At 54.2% G+C, this 19,021-nt stretch carries 18 protein-coding genes; 14 read left to right on the top strand and 4 right to left on the bottom strand.

What is annotated here, in order from left to right; translation table 11 throughout:
* Window positions 1-183 precede the first annotated feature (183 nt).
* From ACEVJL_RS08640 to ACEVJL_RS08685, 10 genes are all read left to right on the top strand, one after another.
* Window positions 184-816, top strand: coding sequence for a CHC2 zinc finger domain-containing protein (locus ACEVJL_RS08640; RefSeq protein ID WP_374737490.1), 633 nt, complete (start codon window positions 184-186; stop codon window positions 814-816).
* Window positions 782-2,101: a DNA primase family protein gene (locus ACEVJL_RS08645; protein WP_374737491.1), complete on the top strand. Its 1,320-nt coding sequence runs from the start codon at window positions 782-784 to the stop codon at window positions 2,099-2,101. The genes ACEVJL_RS08640 and ACEVJL_RS08645 overlap by 35 nt, the downstream gene beginning before the upstream one ends.
* A gap of 438 nt (window positions 2,102-2,539) precedes the next feature.
* Window positions 2,540-2,758, top strand: coding sequence for an LLM class flavin-dependent oxidoreductase (locus tag ACEVJL_RS08650; protein WP_374737492.1), 219 nt, complete (start codon window positions 2,540-2,542; stop codon window positions 2,756-2,758).
* Between the two features lie 353 nt (window positions 2,759-3,111).
* Window positions 3,112-4,401, top strand: coding sequence for a plasmid recombination protein (locus ACEVJL_RS08655; protein ID WP_374737493.1), 1,290 nt, complete (start codon window positions 3,112-3,114; stop codon window positions 4,399-4,401).
* Between the two features lie 19 nt (window positions 4,402-4,420).
* On the top strand, window positions 4,421-4,606 hold the full coding sequence (locus ACEVJL_RS08660; protein WP_374737494.1) for a hypothetical protein: 186 nt from the start codon (window positions 4,421-4,423) through the stop codon (window positions 4,604-4,606).
* Between the two features lie 88 nt (window positions 4,607-4,694).
* Window positions 4,695-4,925, top strand: a complete 231-nt coding sequence (locus ACEVJL_RS08665; RefSeq protein ID WP_374737495.1) for a helix-turn-helix domain-containing protein — start codon at window positions 4,695-4,697, stop codon at window positions 4,923-4,925.
* Entirely contained in the window at window positions 4,897-6,579 is a 1,683-nt protein-coding gene (locus ACEVJL_RS08670) for a recombinase family protein (RefSeq protein ID WP_425475191.1), read from the top strand. Before ACEVJL_RS08665 ends, ACEVJL_RS08670 begins: the two co-directional genes overlap by 29 nt.
* A 58-nt stretch (window positions 6,580-6,637) precedes the next feature.
* Window positions 6,638-7,390 (top strand): cyclase family protein, encoded by a 753-nt coding sequence (locus ACEVJL_RS08675; protein WP_110441206.1) that lies wholly within the window; start codon window positions 6,638-6,640, stop codon window positions 7,388-7,390.
* Window positions 7,391-7,532: 142 nt separating this feature from the next.
* Window positions 7,533-9,137 (top strand): potassium/proton antiporter, encoded by a 1,605-nt coding sequence (locus ACEVJL_RS08680; RefSeq protein ID WP_374737496.1) that lies wholly within the window; start codon window positions 7,533-7,535, stop codon window positions 9,135-9,137.
* Window positions 9,138-9,408: 271 nt separating this feature from the next.
* The gene (locus tag ACEVJL_RS08685) at window positions 9,409-10,818 is read left to right on the top strand and encodes an MATE family efflux transporter (RefSeq protein ID WP_374737497.1); all 1,410 of its coding nucleotides are present in this window, start codon (window positions 9,409-9,411) and stop codon (window positions 10,816-10,818) included.
* A 47-nt stretch (window positions 10,819-10,865) separates the two neighbouring features.
* On the opposite strand, the gene nrdG is transcribed toward ACEVJL_RS08685, so the two are convergent.
* The 3 genes from nrdG to ACEVJL_RS08700 form a co-directional block, all read right to left on the bottom strand.
* On the bottom strand, window positions 10,866-11,390 hold the full coding sequence (gene nrdG, locus ACEVJL_RS08690) for an anaerobic ribonucleoside-triphosphate reductase activating protein (protein ID WP_374737498.1): 525 nt from the start codon (window positions 11,388-11,390) through the stop codon (window positions 10,866-10,868).
* Between the two features lie 159 nt (window positions 11,391-11,549).
* Window positions 11,550-13,676: an anaerobic ribonucleoside-triphosphate reductase gene (nrdD, locus tag ACEVJL_RS08695; RefSeq protein WP_040649222.1), complete on the bottom strand. Its 2,127-nt coding sequence runs from the start codon at window positions 13,674-13,676 to the stop codon at window positions 11,550-11,552.
* A gap of 145 nt (window positions 13,677-13,821) precedes the next feature.
* On the bottom strand, window positions 13,822-13,977 hold the full coding sequence (locus ACEVJL_RS08700) for a hypothetical protein (RefSeq protein WP_177314072.1): 156 nt from the start codon (window positions 13,975-13,977) through the stop codon (window positions 13,822-13,824).
* A gap of 119 nt (window positions 13,978-14,096) precedes the next feature.
* Between ACEVJL_RS08700 and mnmA the strand changes: the two genes are divergently transcribed.
* From mnmA to metG, 4 genes are all read left to right on the top strand, one after another.
* Window positions 14,097-15,188 (top strand): tRNA 2-thiouridine(34) synthase MnmA, encoded by a 1,092-nt coding sequence (mnmA, locus tag ACEVJL_RS08705; RefSeq protein ID WP_374737499.1) that lies wholly within the window; start codon window positions 14,097-14,099, stop codon window positions 15,186-15,188.
* Window positions 15,185-15,487, top strand: a complete 303-nt coding sequence (locus ACEVJL_RS08710) for a hypothetical protein (RefSeq protein WP_325208214.1) — start codon at window positions 15,185-15,187, stop codon at window positions 15,485-15,487. The genes mnmA and ACEVJL_RS08710 overlap by 4 nt, the downstream gene beginning before the upstream one ends.
* Before the next feature lie 122 nt (window positions 15,488-15,609).
* The gene (locus tag ACEVJL_RS08715; protein WP_110441211.1) at window positions 15,610-16,458 is read left to right on the top strand and encodes a hypothetical protein; all 849 of its coding nucleotides are present in this window, start codon (window positions 15,610-15,612) and stop codon (window positions 16,456-16,458) included.
* A 20-nt stretch (window positions 16,459-16,478) separates the two neighbouring features.
* Window positions 16,479-18,446, top strand: coding sequence for a methionine--tRNA ligase (gene metG, locus ACEVJL_RS08720; protein ID WP_110441212.1), 1,968 nt, complete (start codon window positions 16,479-16,481; stop codon window positions 18,444-18,446).
* Between the two features lie 67 nt (window positions 18,447-18,513).
* Here the strand turns inward: metG and ACEVJL_RS08725 are convergent, their stop codons facing one another.
* Entirely contained in the window at window positions 18,514-18,972 is a 459-nt protein-coding gene (locus ACEVJL_RS08725) for a GNAT family N-acetyltransferase (protein WP_008980058.1), read from the bottom strand.
* Window positions 18,973-19,021: the final 49 nt, after the last annotated feature.

Consider the following 19,021-nt stretch of genomic DNA (forward strand, 5'->3'; position numbering starts at 1 on the left):
TTTTTCTCTCATTATATCATCCAAATGTGAAGAAATCTACTGCTGTCCTGTTTTTTGAAACAGGGTTGTCCTCCGATTAGCCTGTTTTTTGCGAAATCCGGCATAACCATAGTAGAAGGAGCAAAGCACCTGCCACCCGGCGGGTGTTTTTCTTTTTCAAAACTATGAAATGGAGGATTTTCAATGACAATCTATGAAACCATCAAGGCGGCTGTCCCGGTCAGACAAGCCGCTGAACACTACGGGCTGCGGGTCAACCGAAGCGGTATGACTTGCTGTCCGTTCCACAATGACCGAAATCCCAGTTTGAAGCTGAATGAGGACTATTTCTACTGCTTCGGCTGCGGAGCCAAGGGCGATGTGATCGACTTCGTGGCAAAGCTGTTTGATCTCAGCAACTACGAAGCGGCACAAAGACTGGCTGCGGACTTCGGTATCAGCACCGAACCGGGACAGATTGCGGCAGCTCCCCTCAAGCAAAAGCGTCCCCATATCCGTCAGTTCCGGGAGGATGAAATGCTCTGCTTCCGGGTGCTGACGGATTATCTGCATCTGCTGGAAGATTGGAAAGTGCGGTATGCACCCAAAACACCGGAGAACAAGCTGGATGACCGTTTCGTGGAAGCCTGCCAGATGCTCGACCACATGGAATATCTGGCGGACATTTTGACCGTAGGCACTCTGGAAGAACGGGTTGCCGTGGTGGACGGGCTGATGAAGGAGGGCAAAATTGCTTTCCTTCAGGACTATGTGGCACGAAAGAAAAAGGAGGAATTGCACCATGAGCAAAGAAGCAGCACAGAATCCATCCGCTGATATTGTGGTATGGTTTGACGGAAAAACAATCAACGAAGTCATTTTCTGTGAGGAATTTCTCAGGGACTATCCCATGATTATGGTAAACGGAACTTTTTTCACAGTCAACGGCATCGTGAATGATGAAAACAGGCTGAAAAAAGAAATCTATGATCGTATCAAGCCCTATGTGACCAGCAACATTGCAAAACGGGTTACGAACCTTCTGGATGTGATGCGAATGGAGTGCTGTGCCGCCGATCTTCTCCTGTACCAAGACCGCATCCATGTGGCAAACGGCACCTATCATTTGGATGGCACATTCAGCACGGAAAAGGATTACTGCCGCAATCGCTTGCCCGTTGCCTATCTTCCAGACGCTCCGCAGCCTGTGACATGGCTGCATTTTTTGTCCCAGCTTTTGGAGCCGGAAGACATTTTGACCTTGCAGGAATTTATCGGCTATTGCTTCATTCCCTCCACCAAAGGTCAGAAGATGCTCATGCTGACCGGAAAGGGCGGCGAAGGAAAGAGCCGGATCGGCGTTGTTCTTCGTGCGCTGCTGGGAACAAACATGAAAACCGGAAGTGTGGCAAAGGTGGAGACAAGCACCTTTGCCCGTGCCGATCTGGAACATGAGCTTTTGATGCTGGACGATGATATGAAGCTGGAAGCACTGCCCCAGACCAACAATATCAAGGCGATCATCACCGCAGAGCTGCCCATGGATTTGGAGAGAAAGAGACAGCAAAGCTATCAGGGAGATTTATATGTGCGGTTCATCGGGCTTGGGAACGGTGTTCTGCAAGCCCTCCATGACCGGAGCGTGGGTTTCTTCCGCAGACAGATTATCTTGACCACCAAGGAGAAAGACCCAAACAGAAAAGACGATCCCTATATTGCGGAAAAGATGGCTGCCGAAGCAGAGGGCATCTTCCTCTGGGCATTGGAGGGACTGCACCGATTGATTGCAAATGATTTTCATTTTACACTGAGCCAGTCGGCTTTGGACAATCTGAACGATGCCGTTTCGGATGGAAACAACATCATTGATTTTCTGGCTTCCGAGGGCTATATCCGCTTCCGTGCGGATTATGAAGCAAGCTCCAAAAATCTGTACGCTGTTTACAAGCAGTGGTGTGATGATAATGCTTTGAACAGCCTTTCTCAAAAGAGCTTCTGTTCGTTTCTAAAGCAGAATGAAAGCCGCTATAACCTTGAATACACCAACAAGGTCAACATCGGCGGCGGGCGATTTGCCAGAGGGTTTGTGGGCATCGAGCTTCTGCAAAGACCGTTTCTGTGAAAGCGGCAGTAACTCAGAAGTACATGTACCATCCGTACCGGAAGGAGCCGAGTGTCAATCGTACACTTGGTACACGTACTTTTTGCTTACTGTCGTTTTTCTGCCGTGGAAGCATTCGCAGCACCCTTGTTTTTGGGGATGGAAAATCAATGGTAGTGGAAACAGCGAATTTTTTGACCACAGGACGAAATCATTTTGCGAAACAGTGCTTCTCTGTACAGTGAACAGCCTTTGCGAAAATATGGCTGTTTTCACTGTTTCAGACCAAAGCAAACAAAACAGTGAAATGGGATAGGGTCGCTTATGGGCAGGACATCACAGGCGATATTTCTATCGCATTTTATGACAATCAGATATTACACGGTACAGCGAAGCGGACACGCCAAAGGGCGCAGCTGCTTCGCTTTTTCATGAACAAAATTATGGAGGTTTTTCAATATGAGTAATGTACGAAATGAAATCAAGGCACAGATCGTCCGTGCCGGATTTACCATGCAGAATGTGGTGGACAGACTGGCGGAGGATTACGACTGGTCGGACAGCGTTTCCAATCTGTCCGCAAAGCTGCAACGAGAGAGCATCCGCTACAAAGAGGTCATCGAGCTTGCCGATGTGCTGGGCTATGACATCGTGTGGCAGAAACGGAGGGAGCGATGATGCGCCGTACCCTATCCCCTCGCAGCTCCCGTCCCCATAGGAAGTGCCGCAGTGCTTCCTATGGACAGGCAGTGAAAACATCCGGTTTTTCGCTGCCGCTGTCTGCAAGGAATTGTGGTGCAATTCCGCCGACAGACAGGCTGGACAAGAGAAAATGGCAGAGGGCATTTTTCGAGCTGGACAGCAGAGGTCACCGCAGTGACCGCACACCCCCTCCGGAGGAGCCCTCGGAGAGCCCACGGCACTTTGCAGCCAGTATGGATGAAAGTGTAATAGTGGGTTATTACACTTTGAAAAAGTGCCTCTCCGCAGCCCCAGCCTTCGTAAATCTCTCTCGGAAAGGAGCATGACCCATGGCAAGAAATGACGGAATCGACCGCACCGTAGCCCGTAATCAGGACATTGAAACCGCCGACGATCTGGCAAAGGTGCAGGAACACAACGAACGGGAAAAAGACAGTTACAGCAATCAGGACATCGTGCCGGAGCGTTCTTCTCTGAACATTCACTTCAAAGAGCCGACAGCCGATTATGAAGAAATGTTTGCACAGATGGAACAGGACAAGGTGATCTCCACCAGAGGTCTGAAAGCGGATGCCGTGAAATACGGTGAGCTGGTATTCGATGTGAACTCCGCTTACTTCTATAATCACGGCGGCTATGAATTTGCCAAACAGTTCTACGCTGATGCCTATAAAGCCGCCGTGGAGGTTGTGGGCGGTGAGCAATATATCCTCTCCGCTGTTATGCACGCCGATGAGCGCAACCAGGCAATGTCCGAAGCTCTTGGCGAAGATGTGTACCACTATCATCTCCATGTGGTCTATATCCCGGTGGTGGAAAAGCAGATTCTCTGGTCGAAGCGGTGCAAGGACGAAGCCCTCCGGGGAACAGTCAAGGAAACGATCATGCAGGTCAGCCGCAGTAAGAAATGGGAATCCAAACCCGTTCTTGACGGGAACGGCAATCCCATGCTGAACACAAAAGGTAAAAAGATTTTGAAGTCGTCCTACAGCGTGTTGCAGGATGACTTTTTCAATTTCATGCAAGCTGCCGGATATACCGATGTAGAGCGTGGAGAGCGTGGCAGCACCGAGGAACATCTGACGGTAACACAGTTTAAGGTGCAAGCAGAAACCCAGCGTCTGGAAGCTGTGACCGCACAGGCAGACCAAGCGGAGCAGGCACTGACGGATACCCAATCCGCTGTGGAGAAACAGGAAAAGAAGCTGAAAGCTCTGCAAAAGGAAACCAAGACTGCAAAGACGGTGGCAGTGACCGTGCAGGATATTGAAGCGATGGGTAAGAAAAATTCCTTCACCGGAAATGTCACCCTCACAGCAGACCAGTGTGATACCCTGAAACGATACGCCACAAACGGGATTATCTTCAATGCTGAGAATGATCGCCTGAAAGAAAAATTGGCTTCCGCTGTAAAATCCGCTTCCATCTGGAAACAGCGGCATGACGAACTGAACGAAAAATATAAAGAACTGAAAGAAAAAGCCCAGCCCTATCTGGATGCGTTGGAAATCGCAGCAGAACGGGTCAGGGCTTTTCTTTCTGCCATCCTCGCCAGAGGAAAGGAAACTCGTGAACACAAGGCTCCTGCCCGCCGACGTGGACAGGACATGGAACTTTAATTTATGGAGGATTTGCCTATTGACTAAATATTATGAGGAAGCAAAATATAATGCGGCATTTGACCGCTGTGTGGATGTAATGACCCGGTTGATTCAAAAGTATGGTCATCAGGTCTTGGAAAATAAAGAAGCGGATGCTCTGAAAGAAACGGAGTGTCCTGAGGATGATAAACAAGCGCAGCCTTTGAATAAACAAGCTGCGTAAAAATTTACAATTTACACGTTGCGTACTTGGCGTAGCTATGCTATAATGAGTACGCAACGTGTATTTTTTGTTTTATGGAGAAAATCAAATGGATAGTAAAAACAGAATTATAAAGTTGCGGGAAAGCACAGGCATGAACCGGAAGGACTTCTGCAAATGTGTCCATATCCCATATCGTACCATGACGGAGTGGGAACTGGATAATCGCCATGCACCGGACTATGTGCTTTGGCTTTTGGAGTATTATGTCCGCAACGAAGGATTGATGGTAAAGGAAATAGACGAGGGAGGTGGCGATTCTGAAAAAGAAGCAAATTAAATGTTATCTATATACAAGAGTGTCCACCGCCATACAGGTTGATGGGTACAGCTTGGATGCCCAGCGAGATAAGCTGCGGAAATATGCGGCATACGAGGATATGGTTATTGCCGGAGAGTATTCTGACGAGGGATTTTCCGGAAAGAATATCCAAGGACGGCAGGAGTTCCAGCGGATGCTGAACGACATTCAAGATGGAAAAGATGGCGTTTCGTATGTACTCGTCTTTAAGCTCTCCCGGTTTGGCAGAAATGCAGCAGATGTTTTGAACTCCTTGCAGCTCATGCAGGATTTTGGAGTCAATCTGATTTGCGTAGAAGATGGCATTGACAGCTCCAAGGATGCCGGTAAGCTGATGATTTCGGTACTGTCTGCGGTTGCGGAGATTGAGCGAGAGAATATCCGAACACAGACAATGGCAGGACGAGAGCAAAAGGCTCGTGAAGGTAAGTGGAACGGCGGCTTTGCTCCCTATGGCTACAAGCTGGAAAACGGTAATCTTGTCATTGCTGAGGACGAGGTCGAAGTTATCCGTGTCATCTATGACCGCTATATCCACACTAACGATGGTGTTGCCGGAGTTGCCAAATATCTGAATCGGAATGGCTATGTAAAGAAGCTGCGGCAGAACAATACCATTCCCGGATTTTCGAGGGACTTTGTGCTGGATGTGCTTGACAATCCTGTTTATATGGGTAAAATCGCCTATGGCAGACGGAGAACCGAAAAGAAACAGGGTACGAGAAATGAAATGCACGTGGTTGAGCAATCGGAGTTCCCTATCTATGAGGGGCAGCATGAAGCTATCATATCCGAAGAAGATTGGGCACTGGCACAGGATAAACGTAAGCTCAATTCCTTCAAGCGGGAAAAGGTGAACAATCCAGACCATGCACACATCCTGTCCGGCATCCTGAAATGTCCATGCTGCGGCAAAAGTATGTACGGCAATATTGCCAAAGCTCACAGCAAGGACAAGAAAACAAGGTATTATTACTACTGCAAAAACACGGTCACAGCCACGGGACATGAGTGTAGCTTCCGGCTCAACATTGAGCAAACGGAAATCAATAAAATGGTGGCAAAAATTATTTCTGCTATGGTCAACAAGCCCCGGTTTGTGGAAGCGATTAAAGCGAAGATCGGAACGGCTGTTGATACGGCAGATATGGAAAAACAGGTTACTGTTTTGCAGGGACAATTAAAGCAGGTTTTGGGTACAAAAAGTCGATTGGAGCGTCAGATGGACACCTTGGACATCAATGATGCCCATTATGACAGAAAAATTTTGGATTTGCAGCGCCGTTATGATGAACAGTATGATATGATAGGTGAAATCGAAGCGCAGATTGACGAGCTGCAAAATCAGATCCGCAGCATCAGACAAGAGAAAATTTCCGGCGACAATATCTATCAGCTCTTATTGGCGTTTGATGAAGTCTACAATTCTGCAACGGAAGCGGAGCAGAAAGAGTTTATGAAAGCCTTTATTGAGCGAATCGATATGTTTCCGGAAAAGAGGAAGGACGGCTGTTGGATTAAAAACATTGTGTTCAATTTCCCTGTGCCGATTGACGGCGAGGAAGTGAAAGAACTTCCCTTGGAATATGGGACAACACTCGAGACAGTCCTGCTCCTGGTCCGGGCAAACTGATCCCGGACCGATATCCTTTGTTTATCCTATTTCCATTATATATAAAGGAGTGTTGTTTATGTACGAACTTTGGGAAGGCCTGAAGCGGGCCAAAGAGTACAAGTGGGTAGAGCTCTCTCACCCCCTGGACAACGACAGTCCCTTCTGGGCTGGAATTCCCGAGGGCTCGGTGGAGCTGTGCAAGACCGTGTATGACTGGGGCAACCCCATGCTGGATTGTCTCATCCAGACCTTCTGCTTCCCCGGTCAGTTCGGCACCCACATCGACTTCCCCAGCCACTTTGACAAAGAAGGCGTCTCCTCCGAGGCCTACGGCGTGGAGCAGCTGGTCTTCCCTCTGTGCGTCATTGACGTCACCGACAAGGTGGCCCAGGATGTGCACTACGCGGTAACCGTCCAGGATATTCTGGACTATGAGACCAAGTACGGTCCCATCCCCGAGGGCGCTTTTGTGGCCCTGCGCACTGACTGGAGCAAGCGCTGGCCCAGCATGGATGCCCTGTCCAACTTTGACGCTGAGGGCGGTGAGCATACCCCCGGTTGGTCCATGGAGGCCCTGAAGTATATCTATGAGACCCGCTCCGCCGCTGCCAACGGCCATGAGACCATTGACACCGACGCCTCCGCACTGGCTGCTCAGGCCGGCGACCTGGCCTGCGAGCGGTATGTGCTCAGCCATGGCAAGGTGCAGGTGGAGCTGCTGTGCAATCTGGATCAGGTTGCCCCTGCCGGCGCGGTGGTGATGGTGTCCTTCCCCCGCATTACCGGCGCTACCGGTCTGCCCGCCCGGGTTTGGGCGGTCACCCCCTGATTATTTTAATTCCTGCCACTGTAAAGAGGAGCGCAAAGCGCTCCTCTTTATACTTTTTTAACAGTATTTCCACGATCTTTTCGTCTTTTCTCCTGTTTCCATGCTATAATAGTTATATTATTGCATTTTAAGGAGGTAGATAATGGATCACGTTCTTTTGCTGGTTGGTACCGTTATCCTGATTTGTATTCTAATGAACCGCTGGGTGGAAAAACTGGCCGTCCCCTCCCTTCTCGTCTTTATTGTCCTGGGTATGTGCTTTGGAGAAAACGGTCTTCTGCACATCCAGTTTGACGATTATGCGGCAGTCAACACCATCTGTTCTGTCAGCCTGATCTTTATTATGTTTTACGGCGGCTTCGGCACGAATCTGACTGCTGCCCGCCCGGTGGCAGTGCAATCCGTCGTCCTGTCCACCCTGGGCGTGGCCTGTACCGCCGGCAGTGTGGCGGTCTTTGTCCATTTGGTGTTCCATCTGTCCTGGGCAGAGAGCCTGCTTATCGGCTCGGTGATTTCCTCCACTGACGCGGCCTCGGTGTTCAATATCCTGCGCACTAAAAAGTTAGCTCTAAAAGAGCATACCGACTCTCTTTTGGAGCTCGAATCCGGTTCCAACGACCCCATCTCCTATATGCTCACCTCCGTCGCGGTGGCTGTCCTCACCGGGCAGGAAATCTCAGTTCCTCTTCTGCTGCTCCAGCAGATCGCTTTGGGTGCCGCAGGAGGCCTGCTGCTTGGTCGGCTGTCTGCCTGGATTTTAGGACGAGGCACATTCCAGTCGGATCAGAACCAGACCATCTTCATCTTTTCTATGGTCATCACCGCTTACGCCCTGCCCTCTGTGCTTGGCGGAAACGGTTACCTCAGCGTCTACCTGTGCGGTATTTGGCTGGGCCGGTGCAGTCTGCCCCAGAAGCGGTACATGGTCCACTTCTTTGATGTGATCACCCATGTGTGTCAGGTACTTATCTTCTTCCTTTTAGGCCTGCTGGTCACCCCGGTGGAACTGCCCGCTGTACTTCTCCCCGCTCTGGCTATCACCGCCTTTCTCACCCTCATTGCCCGTCCTGCCGTAGTGGGCCTGCTGCTGCTCCCCTTCCGCCCCTCTTTGGGGCAGATCGGTGTGGTATCCTGGGCTGGCCTGCGCGGTGTAGCCTCTATCGTGTTTGCCATTATGGCAGTGCTGGGCGGCGCTTCTACCCATTATCACCTGTTCAACCTGGTGTTCTGCATCGTTCTGCTGTCCATTTCCATTCAGGGTACCCTACTGCCCTGGATATCTGCCCGGCTGTCCATGATCGACCACACCGGTGATGTGGGCAAAACCTTCAACGACTACCAGGAGGAGAGCAGCATTGATTTTATCAAAGTGCATCTGGACCAGTCTCACCCCTGGACTGGACAGACCTTGAAGGATCTTCTGCTGCCCAATGATTTGCTGGTCGTTATGATTGCCCGGTCCGGGCAAACCATTGTCCCTCAGGGCGATACGCTGCTTCAGGCGGGAGATCTGCTAGTCATCGCCGCACGAGGCTTTGAGGACCGGGAGCAGTTGTCCCTTCAGGAAGTGGCCGTGGAACGCGGCCACCGCTGGCAGGGAAAACAGCTGCGTGATCTCAATCTTCCAAACCACACGTTGATCATTCTCATCAAGCGTGGACTGGATACCATCATTCCGGGCGGAGACACGGTTATTTTGTCTGGTGACTTGCTGGTCATCGCACAATCCAGCCCTGTCCCCACCTGAATTTGGCACACGTATACAAAAACAGGCATGGTAAGAGGACGTTTTCCTCTCCATGCCTGTTTGTTTTGCTATTGATTCCAGGAAATATTTGTTGTATGATTTACTCTTGTCTGGTCGGGAAGAAACCTGGTATATTCAGAGTTCCTTCCGGCCTGCTATTTTTGTGAAATTCTCTTCACATACCCCGGCTCAGCGTGTTATAATATAGGCAAACCATCCAAAAAAAGCACCAGCTGGCAACGTGAGGACAGGAAGAAAGGACGATCGCACCATGTTAGGCAAACCGCGCCACCAGATGGATATGTGCCATGGATCACTTGCGGATAAGATTTTAAAGTTTGCCATTCCCTTGATGGCATCCAGTATCCTCCAGCTCCTGTTTAATGCCGCAGACGTTATCGTGGTCGGTCGGTTTGCAGGCAAGGAGTCACTGGCCGCCGTAGGCTCCACTACCTCTCTGATCAACCTGCTCATCGCCCTGTTTGTTGGCCTGTCGGTTGGTACCAACGTAGTAGTGGCCCGAAATCTGGGCGGTAAGCGCCATGACATGGTAAGCAAAGCGGTACATACCTCCATTCTCATGGCTCTGGTCAGCGGCGCGGTGCTGGCGGTATTCGGTGCCATCATGTCCCATCAGCTTCTGGTATGGATGTCCTCTCCCGAGGACGTAATCAACCTGTCCACTCTCTATCTGCGCATCTACTTTTTGGGTATGCCCGCCACTATGGCCTACAACTTCGGCGCAGCGATTCTTCGCGCCCAGGGCGATACCCAGCGTCCTTTGTTCTACCTGATCATTGCCGGCGTGGTAAATGTAGTGCTGAATCTGATCTCTGTTATCCTGATGGGCATGGGCGTGGCTGGCGTAGCGATGGCCACGACCATCTCTCAGTACATCTCGGCCGGTCTGGTCCTGATGTGCCTTACCCACGAGGACGGCCCCCTGCGCCTGAACCTGCGGGATATGCACATCGACCGGCACATTCTGGGGCAGATCATGGAAATTGGCCTGCCTGCCGGTTTCCAGGGCATCGTCTTCTCCCTGTCCAATGTGCTTATCCAGTCCTCCATCAACTCCTTCGGCTCCACGGTAGTAGCTGGCTCCGCCGCCTCCGCCAACATTGAAAACTTCGTCTACCAGGCCATGAACGCCTTCTATCAGACCAACCTCACCTTTACCGGACAGAACTACGGTGCCGGCGAATGTAAGCGTGTGGATAAATCTCTCATCTACTGCCAGACCTTCGTCATCATCACCGGTGTGGTACTGGGCAACCTTGCCTATCTGTTTGGCCATCCTCTGGTAAGCATTTATGCCCCTGGCGAGGAGGACGTCATCCAGCAGGGCATCATCCGTCTTGGCTACATCGCCCGAACCTACGCTCTGTGCGGTATCATGGACACCATGGTAGGCAGCCTACGCGGCCTTGGCTACTCGGTAGGCCCCATGATCGTCTCCCTCATCGGCGCCTGCGGCCTTCGTATTGTCTGGATCTTCACCATCTTCCAGGTGGACCGCACCCCGGAAAATCTGTATATTTCCTATCCCATCTCCTGGATCGTGACCGGCGCGGTACACATTATTTTCTTCCTGATCGTACGCAAAAAAGCCTTTGCTCTGGTACGTGCCAACTCCCATGTGGAGGCAGAGGGTGCCCACCCAGAGATTTCCAAATCATAAGCACAAAAAATCCCGTGCTTCCTTACCAAAGGAAGCACGGGATTTTCTTATTCCACACTGGCCTCGTCCCACAGCACCGGTTCGCCCCGCTCCAAAGAGGGCTGAACCTCCAAAATACGCTGGTTGGATGAGCCACGGAAGCGCAGGCTCAGATTTTTCTGGGCAATGACAAAGGGACCGTCCACCAGCACGTCCAGCTGTTCCAGCAGAGCACGGCCATAGTCCCCCACCTTTCCGGCAGCCAGATCCTCAAAGAGGTAGCCGGTGTAGCACCAGATATCCTTCTGGGGATACTGCTGTCGGACCTGCTTGACCAGTTCCAGCACCGTCTTCTGATTGTTGGGGTGGAAGGGTTCGCCACCCAGCAGAGACAGTCCCCGCACATAGGACTTGCCCAGCGCTGAGAGGATCTGTTCCACCTGCTCCGGGCCAAAGGGCGCTCCATACTGGAAGTCCCAGGCCTCGGGGTTAAAGCACTCCGGGCAGGCGTGGGTGCAGCCGGAGACAAACAGGGAAACCCGGATACCCGGGCCGTTGGCCACATCGATGGGCCGGATGTCAGCATAGTTCATAGTTTTCAGCCTCACAGCATTTCCGCCCAGGCGGAAACATAAAGATGATTTTCTTTAAAAATACCGTGCCCTCCAGCCGTGCAGCGGCCGGAGGGCACGGAGGTACAAAGCGCAGCTTTGCAGGAAGTTCTTTGCCAAGCTTTCTTTCAAGAAAGCGGATCAAAGGTGCAGAACGCGGGATTTGATTTCCTTCGTCTTACCTACATTCCAGTAGTTCTCCCCCAGATAACCGCAGGTACGGCGGGTGACGTTCATCTTGCTCTGGTCAGTGTTGTGGCAGACGGGGCACTCCCACTGGAAATCATCGTTGATGGTGATCTCTCCGTCGTAGCCGCAGCACTGGCAGTAGTCGCTCTTGGTGTTGAACTCGGCGTACTGAATGTTGTCGTAGATGAACTTGACAACCTCCTTCAGGGCCTCCAGATTGTGGCGCATGTTGGGGATCTCCACATAGGAGATACAGCCGCCGGTGGATATCTTCTGGAACTGGCTCTCAAAGGTAAACTTATCGAAGGCGTCGATGTGCTCCCGCACATCCACGTGATAGCTGTTGGTGTAGTAGCCCTTATCGGTCACATCAGGAATGGAACCGAAGCGCTCCTTGTCGATGCGGGCGAAGCGGTAGCACAGGCTCTCAGCGGGAGTGCCGTAGAGAGCGAAGCCAATGTTGGTCTCCGCCTTCCAGTCGTCGCAGGCCTTGCGCAGCCGGGCCATCACCTTCTGGGCAAACTCCTGGCCGCCGGGCTGGGTGTGGCTGACTCCCTTCATGAGCTTGGTCACCTCATAAAGGCCGATGTAGCCCAGAGAGATGGAGGAGTAGCCGCCGTAGAGCAGAGGCTCAATGGGCGCACCCTTGGGCAGGCGGGCAATGGCGCCGTACTGCCAGTGGATGGGGCTGGAGTCGGAGTGGACGTTCTTCAGGGCCTCATGGCGGCACATCAGAGCCTCAAAGCACAGCTGCAGCCGCTCATCCAGCAAGGACCAGAACTTCTCCTCGTTTCCACCGGCCAGAATACCAATCTGGGGCAGGTTCAGGGAGACCACGCCCTGGTTGAAGCGGCCCTCAAACTTGTAGTTGCCGTTCTCGTCCTTCCAGGGAGACAGGAAGGAGCGGCAGCCCATGGGAGAGAAGACGTTGCCCTCGTAGTTTTCCCGCATCTTCTTGGCAGAGATATAGTCGGGGTACATCCGCTTAGCGGAGCACTTGACGGCCAGCTCGGTGATATAGTCGTACTTGCCGCCCTTGAGGCAGTTGTGCTCGTCCAGCACGTAGACCAGCTTGGGGAAGGCGGGGGTGATATACACGCCCTTCTCGTTTTTGATGCCCTCCAGACGCTGGCGCAGCACCTCTTCCACGATCATGGCGTTCTCCTCCAGGTAGGGGTCGCCCTCCTGGAGATTGAGGAACAGGGTGACAAAGGGGGACTGACCGTTGGTGGTCATGAGGGTATTGATCTGATACTGGATGGTCTGCACGCCGCTCTTGAGCTCGTCCCGCACCCGGTCATCCACCAGACGCTCCACAGTCGCCTCGTCCACCAGGCCGGCGCACTCATAGGAGATGTGCTTGCGGAACTTCTCCCGGCTGCGGCGCAGATACTTGCCCAGGTGGCTCATATCCACGCTCTGGCCGCCGTACTGGTTGGAGGCCACACAGGCGATGATCTGGGTGGTGACGGTGCAGGCCACCTGGAAGCTCTTGGGGGACTCAATGAGCTTACCGTTCATTACGGTGCCGTTGTCCAGCATGTCGCCGATGTTGATGAGGCAGCAGTTGAAGATGGGCTGGATAAAGTAGTCGGCGTCGTGGAAGTGGATGGCACCCTCGTCGTGAGCCTTGGAGATATACTCAGGCAGCAGGATGCGGCGGGTCAAGTCTCGGCTCACCTCGCCGGCAATGTAGTCGCGCTGAGTGGCGGCGATCATGGTGTTCTTATTGGAGTTCTCCTCGGCCAATTCCTTGTTCTCATTGCGCAGCAGGGAGAGGATGGACTCATCGGTCGTGTTCTGCTTGCGCACCAGAGCCCGGGTATAACGGTAGATAATGTAAGTCTTGGCCAGATAGAACTTGTTCTCATTCACCAGGCCCTGCTCCACCAGGTCCTGGATCTCCTCCACGGGCAGCTTATCCCGGCCCAGATCCTCAATGCGGCTGACAATGGCCTCGATCCGGTCCAGGCTCAGCTGCTCCTCCTCGGAGACCTCGGCGTTCGCCTTCTGGATTGCGGTGATGATCTTGCTGCGGTCGTAGTCCACAACGGAACCGTCACGCTTGACAACTTTCATAAGGGCTCTCATAGGTGCTCTCCTTCTCGTTCGTGATGTAGATATGAAAAGCCGGGCCGCCCCAGCCTTGTTCGTAACGGTTTTTGATTATAGCATGCCCCGCAGGCCGTGTCCACTAGATATTGTGTTTTCGGCAGTTTTTTCATCAACATATACCAAATGTATTTTTTCTGGAAATTATCCGTCCTTCTTTTTCCTTTGCAGCCTGCTTTGTGCTGAATTTGTCGATTTTAGGGGCTAATTTCCCCTTTTTCCCCGGAATCCTCCCCTTTGTGCATTTTGTCCCGCTGGAATATTCCATACACCTTTTCCCCCAGATTTTCCCGCCGCAATGGGCTTTCGGTTGCGTATAAGGACAAAATATGGTATACTTCCCCTTGATTTTACTGGCCGCCCGGCGGCTTTTAAGGAGGTTACCCTTTGAATCCCATTGCGGCAGCCATGAGCGGCGGTGTGGACAGTTCCACCGCTGTCTGGCTCTTACAGCAGGCAGGCTACGATCCTGTTGGCTTTACCATGTCTCTGTTCTCACCCGACGCCCTGCCCCCCGACCAGCGTTCCCAGTGCCACACCGCCCGGGATGTGGCCGACGCCCAGGCGGTGGCCCAGCGCCTGGGTATCTCTCACCACACCCTGGATCTGTCGGAATCCTTCCGCCGTGAGGTGATGGACCCCTTCGTCCAGGCCTATGAACAGGGCCAGACTCCCAATCCCTGTGTGCTGTGTAACCGGGCAATCAAATTCGGTGCCCTGCTCCAGGCGGCCCAGGAGATGGGTTGTCCTCTGCTGGCCACCGGCCACTACGCCCAGGTGGAACAGGATTCCGGCTCCGGACGCTGGCTGCTGAAAAAGGCCCTCCACCCGGATAAGGACCAGAGCTATGTGCTTTGGACCCTCACCCAGCAGCAGCTGGCCGCCACCCGCTTTCCCCTTGGACGTCTCTCTAAGGATGAGATCCGCGCCATCGCCCTGGAACAGGGGCTTGTCAGCGCCCGGAAAAGCGACAGTCAGGACATCTGCTTTGTCCCGGACGGAGACTATGCCTCCTTTATTTGTCATCACACCGGGAAACACTATCCGTCAGGTAACTTTGTCGATCCCCAGGGCAACGTTCTGGGCCGCCACCAGGGCATCATCCACTATACCCTGGGCCAGCGGCGGGGGCTGGGGGTATCCTCCAACCAGGGCCGACTGTATGTGACCGGGCTCAGTCCCCAGGACAACACCGTCACCCTGGGCTCCAACGCCGCCCTGTTTCACCGCAGCCTGACTGCCGGACAACTTAATCTCATTGCCATGGATCGGCTGGACCAGCCTATCCAGGTGATGGCCAAAGTACGCTACCGCATGACGGAGCAGCCCGCCATTCTGGAGCAGACCGGTCCGGACACCGCCCGGCTCACCTTCCAAGAACCCCAGCGCGCCATTGCCCCCGGCCAGTCGGTGGTCTTTTACCAGGACGACGTGGTACTGGGCGGCGGCGTGATTTTATCAGGAGAGGATTTATCATGAGTAAATCAAAACACAAAAAGCGCCATCCTCAGGGAAAGCGCGGTTACACCACCGCTCCCGTGGCGGAATCAGAATTTGCTACTGACGGCACCCGGAAGCGGATGAATCCCACCGCCCGCAACCTGCTGTTTGTTGCATTGATCTGTCTGGCCATCTCGGAGATTCTGCTGCGCATGGAGCTTCTGTCCGGAGCAGTCTCCCTGATCATCAGCATTGCGGCTCTGGTGGCCCTGGTGGTAGCCATGTATCTCCAGTTCCGCAAACCGGGCGGCGGCTCTCAGGGACGTCCCAGACTGTGACCCACTCCTCTGGACAAGGGGAATTCTGCGCGCATTGCCCTTGTATTTTCCAGTTGGGTAATATATAATTGGATAGTTATCCCTGGACAGACCCCTCTGTCCCCTGGTTTAGGAGGCCAATCATGAGAAAAGACTTTGCCCTGCCCGCTCTGGCCCTGGTGGGCGGCGCGGCGGGCTTTGCAGTACGGCTGTGGCAGCGCTCCTCGGCGCTGGATCCCACGACCAACCTGTTTACCCACGGCGCTCCCGCCACCTGGGCTCTGCTGGCCCTGACGGCGGTCGTTGCCGTTTTGGCGCTGGTCCTGTGCTCCGGCGGTCGGACCATTTCGGAAGAGGAAGCCGACCGTGCCTTCCAGTGTTCCTCCACCGGTTATATGACCCTTATGGTGGTGGCAGGCATGGGCTTTCTGGTCTCGGCAGCTGCCGGCGTTCCTCAGCTGATGGAGGATCTGCAGGCCTGGCAGGCTGATCCCTCCCGGCATCTGCTGCCTGCGGCGCTGGGTCTTTCCATTCTGGGCTGTGTGGCCGGTGCTATCGGCTCTCTGGTGCTTGGAAAATCCAACTACCGGGCACTGTCCGGTGAGCAGGTCCGTCTGGCAGCTACTCTGCCCGCCTACGCCGCTTTGCCCTGGCTCATTCGGCTCTACCAGGTCTATTCCAGTGACCCGGTCCTGCTTAATTCCTTTGTTCCCCTGCTGGCCGCGGTTTTCCTGCTGCTGGCTCTCCACGGCCAGGCGGCTTTCTTCTACCGCCGGCCCCGCTGCCGCAGTTTTACCGTCTTTGCGGTGATGGGCGTCTACTTTGGGCTTACCGCTCTGGCTGACCGCCTGTCTCTGTTTGATTCCCTGCTGGCAATCTCCTTTGTTGTGTGTAGCTTCGGCGCTCTGACGGCTCTGTCCGCCCGGCGCTTTTCTCCCACTCCCCTGGGTCCGCGAATGCCCCAGGAGGATATGGATAATGGAACAATTTGAGAGCGAGAGGAAGTATTATCATGGAACGCAAACGCTTTTATATCACGACCCCTATCTACTACCCCAGCGATAAGCTCCACATCGGCCACACCTACTGCACCGTGGCCACCGACGCCATGGCCCGCTATAAGCGCCTGTGCGGCTATGATGTGCTGTTTCTGACCGGCACCGACGAGCACGGCCAAAAGATCGAGGACAAGGCCAAGGAGGCCGGCGTCTCCCCCAAGGAGTTTGTGGACAAGATCGTCACCGGCGAGCGCGGTGTGCTGGATCTGTGGAAGCTGATGAACATCTCCAACGACCGCTTCATCCGCACCACCGACGACTACCACGTCTCCGCCATTCAGAAGATTTTCAAGAAGATGTACGAGAAGGGCGACATCTACAAGGGCGAGTATGTGGGCAAGTACTGCAAACCCTGTGAGTCCTTCTGGACTGAGAGCCAGCTGGTGGACGGCAAGTGCCCCGACTGCGGCCGTGAGGTTCAGGACGCCAAGGAGGAGGCCTACTTCTTCCGTCTGAGCAAGTACGCTGACCGCATCCAGCACCTGCTGGAGGACACCGACTTCCTGGAGCCCCGCTCCCGTGTCAATGAGATGGTCAACAACTTCATCAAGCCCGGCCTGGAGGACCTGTGTGTCTCCCGCACCAGCTTTACCTGGGGCGTACCTGTGGACTTTGACCCCGGCCATGTGGTCTATGTGTGGGTGGACGCTCTGTTCAACTACACCACCGCTCTGGGCTTCCTCAACGACAAGTATGACGACTATGAGAAGTTCTGGCCCGCCGACGTCCACTTTGTGGGCAAGGAGATCGTCCGCTTCCACTCCATTATCTGGCCCGCTATGCTCATGAGCATGGACATGCCTCTGCCTAAGAAGGTATTTGGCCACGGCTGGCTTCTGCTGGACGGCGGCAAGATGTCCAAGTCCAAGGGCAACGTGGTGGACCCCTATATCCTGGCTGAGCGCTTCGGTGTGGACGCCCTGCGTTTCTTCCTGCTGCGCACCTTCCCCTTCGGCTCCGACGGCAACTTCTCCAACGAGGCTCTCATCAACACCATCAACGTGGATCTGGCCAACGACCTGGGCAACCTCCTGAGCCGCACCGTGTCCATGGTGGGTAAGTACTTCAACGGCACTCTGCCCAAGGAGCGCCAGGCCGACCCCCTGGATGAGGAGCTCACCGCCATGGTGTCCGCCCTGCGCGGCCGCTACGAGGAGCAGATGGAGCACTATGCTTTCCAGAACGCTCTGAGCGAGATCTTCAAGGTCATTTCCCGGGCCAACAAGTATATCGATGAGAATGCTCCCTGGGTGCTGGCCAAGGACATGGAGGCCAACGGCGTGCGTCTGGCCACTGTCATGTATAACCTGCTGGAGACCCTGCGGGTGTGCGCCATCCTGCTGACTCCCTTCATTCCCACCTCCGCCGCTGAGATCCTGCGCCAGATCGGCGCCTGCGACGCCTGCTCCACCTGGGAGAGCGCCGCTGTCTTCGGCAGCCTGCCCGCCGACGTGACCGTCACCCGGGGCGACAACCTCTTCCCCCGCATCGACGCTGCCAAGGAGCTGGAGGAGCTGGAGAAGGCCGCTGAGGAAGCTAAGAAGGCCGCTCTGCCCGCTCTGGAGCTGGAGCCCCAGCTGGAGGAGAAGGTCGACTTTGACACCTTCTGCAAGAGCGATTTCCGTGCGGTCAAGGTGAAGGCCTGTGAGAATGTGAAGAAGTCCAACAAGCTGCTGAAGTTCACCCTGGACGACGGCACCGGTGTGGACCGTCAGATCCTCTCCGGCATCGCCATGTACTATAAGCCTGAGGAGCTGGTGGGCAAGACCCTGATGGCCATCGTCAACCTGCCTCCCCGCAAGATGATGGGCCAGGAGAGCTGCGGCATGCTGCTCTCCGCCGTCCACACTGAAAAGGGTGAGGAGCGTCTCAACCTGGTCATGCTGGATGACAAGATCCCCGCGGGCGCAAAAATGTGCTGATATAAAAAATGCCGGACCTGAAAAAGGTCCGGCATTTTTTATTAAAATGTAAGCGCTGGAAACACGTTCAGAGCCGCGGCTCCTTTTCCACCAAAAAATTGGTCAGCAGGATCCCTTTTCGCTCCACTTGGCGCTCCTGCACCATCTGGTAGCCCCGCCCCTGAAAAAAGGGCAATGCTGTGATGGATGCGTGGGCATACAGGCGGGACGCGCCGCAGCATGCCTCCAGCCGATCACACAGGGCTGTGGCAACGCCCTGGCGCTGCCAGTCTGGATGCACATACAGCCGGTCCAGATAGCCGTCCCGACAGATATCGCCAAAGCCGATGATCTGATCCTCCTGCTGAGCCACCAGCGTATAGTGGCTGAGGAAGGAGCGGTTCCATGCAGCCAGGTCGGTATGCCCATCCGCCCAGGCATCCAGCTGCTGGGGAGTATAGTCGACGGCGTTGGCAGTATGCACCGTTTGATAGAACAGCCGGGCCAGCTCCGGGCAGTCCAGGGGGCAATATTCGCGCAGTTCCAAAGAGGTTCTCCTTTCCGAGGGAATGACACAAAAAGATTCCCTGGGGCCC

This window comes from Flintibacter porci (assembly GCF_041925195.1).
GTDB classification, from domain to species: Bacteria; Bacillota; Clostridia; order Oscillospirales; family Oscillospiraceae; genus Lawsonibacter; species Lawsonibacter porci.

Bases quoted from the DNA above. Each gene is read 5' to 3' on its own strand.
- ACEVJL_RS08650 (WP_374737492.1), top strand. From the start codon at position 2,540: ATGAGTAATGTACGAAATGAAATCAAGGCACAGATCGTCCGTGCCGGA.
- ACEVJL_RS08715 (WP_110441211.1), top strand. From the start codon at position 15,610: ATGAGAAAAGACTTTGCCCTGCCCGCTCTGGCCCTGGTGGGCGGCGCG.
- nrdD (WP_040649222.1), bottom strand. From the start codon at position 13,676: ATGAAAGTTGTCAAGCGTGACGGTTCCGTTGTGGACTACGACCGCAGC.
- metG (WP_110441212.1), top strand. From the start codon at position 16,479: ATGGAACGCAAACGCTTTTATATCACGACCCCTATCTACTACCCCAGC.
- nrdG (WP_374737498.1), bottom strand. From the start codon at position 11,390: ATGAACTATGCTGACATCCGGCCCATCGATGTGGCCAACGGCCCGGGT.
- ACEVJL_RS08685 (WP_374737497.1), top strand. From the start codon at position 9,409: ATGTTAGGCAAACCGCGCCACCAGATGGATATGTGCCATGGATCACTT.
- ACEVJL_RS08655 (WP_374737493.1), top strand. From the start codon at position 3,112: ATGGCAAGAAATGACGGAATCGACCGCACCGTAGCCCGTAATCAGGAC.
- ACEVJL_RS08680 (WP_374737496.1), top strand. From the start codon at position 7,533: ATGGATCACGTTCTTTTGCTGGTTGGTACCGTTATCCTGATTTGTATT.
- ACEVJL_RS08640 (WP_374737490.1), top strand. From the start codon at position 184: ATGACAATCTATGAAACCATCAAGGCGGCTGTCCCGGTCAGACAAGCC.
- ACEVJL_RS08645 (WP_374737491.1), top strand. From the start codon at position 782: ATGAGCAAAGAAGCAGCACAGAATCCATCCGCTGATATTGTGGTATGG.
- ACEVJL_RS08675 (WP_110441206.1), top strand. From the start codon at position 6,638: ATGTACGAACTTTGGGAAGGCCTGAAGCGGGCCAAAGAGTACAAGTGG.
- ACEVJL_RS08665 (WP_374737495.1), top strand. From the start codon at position 4,695: ATGGATAGTAAAAACAGAATTATAAAGTTGCGGGAAAGCACAGGCATG.
- ACEVJL_RS08700 (WP_177314072.1), bottom strand. From the start codon at position 13,977: ATGGAATATTCCAGCGGGACAAAATGCACAAAGGGGAGGATTCCGGGG.
- ACEVJL_RS08710 (WP_325208214.1), top strand. From the start codon at position 15,185: ATGAGTAAATCAAAACACAAAAAGCGCCATCCTCAGGGAAAGCGCGGT.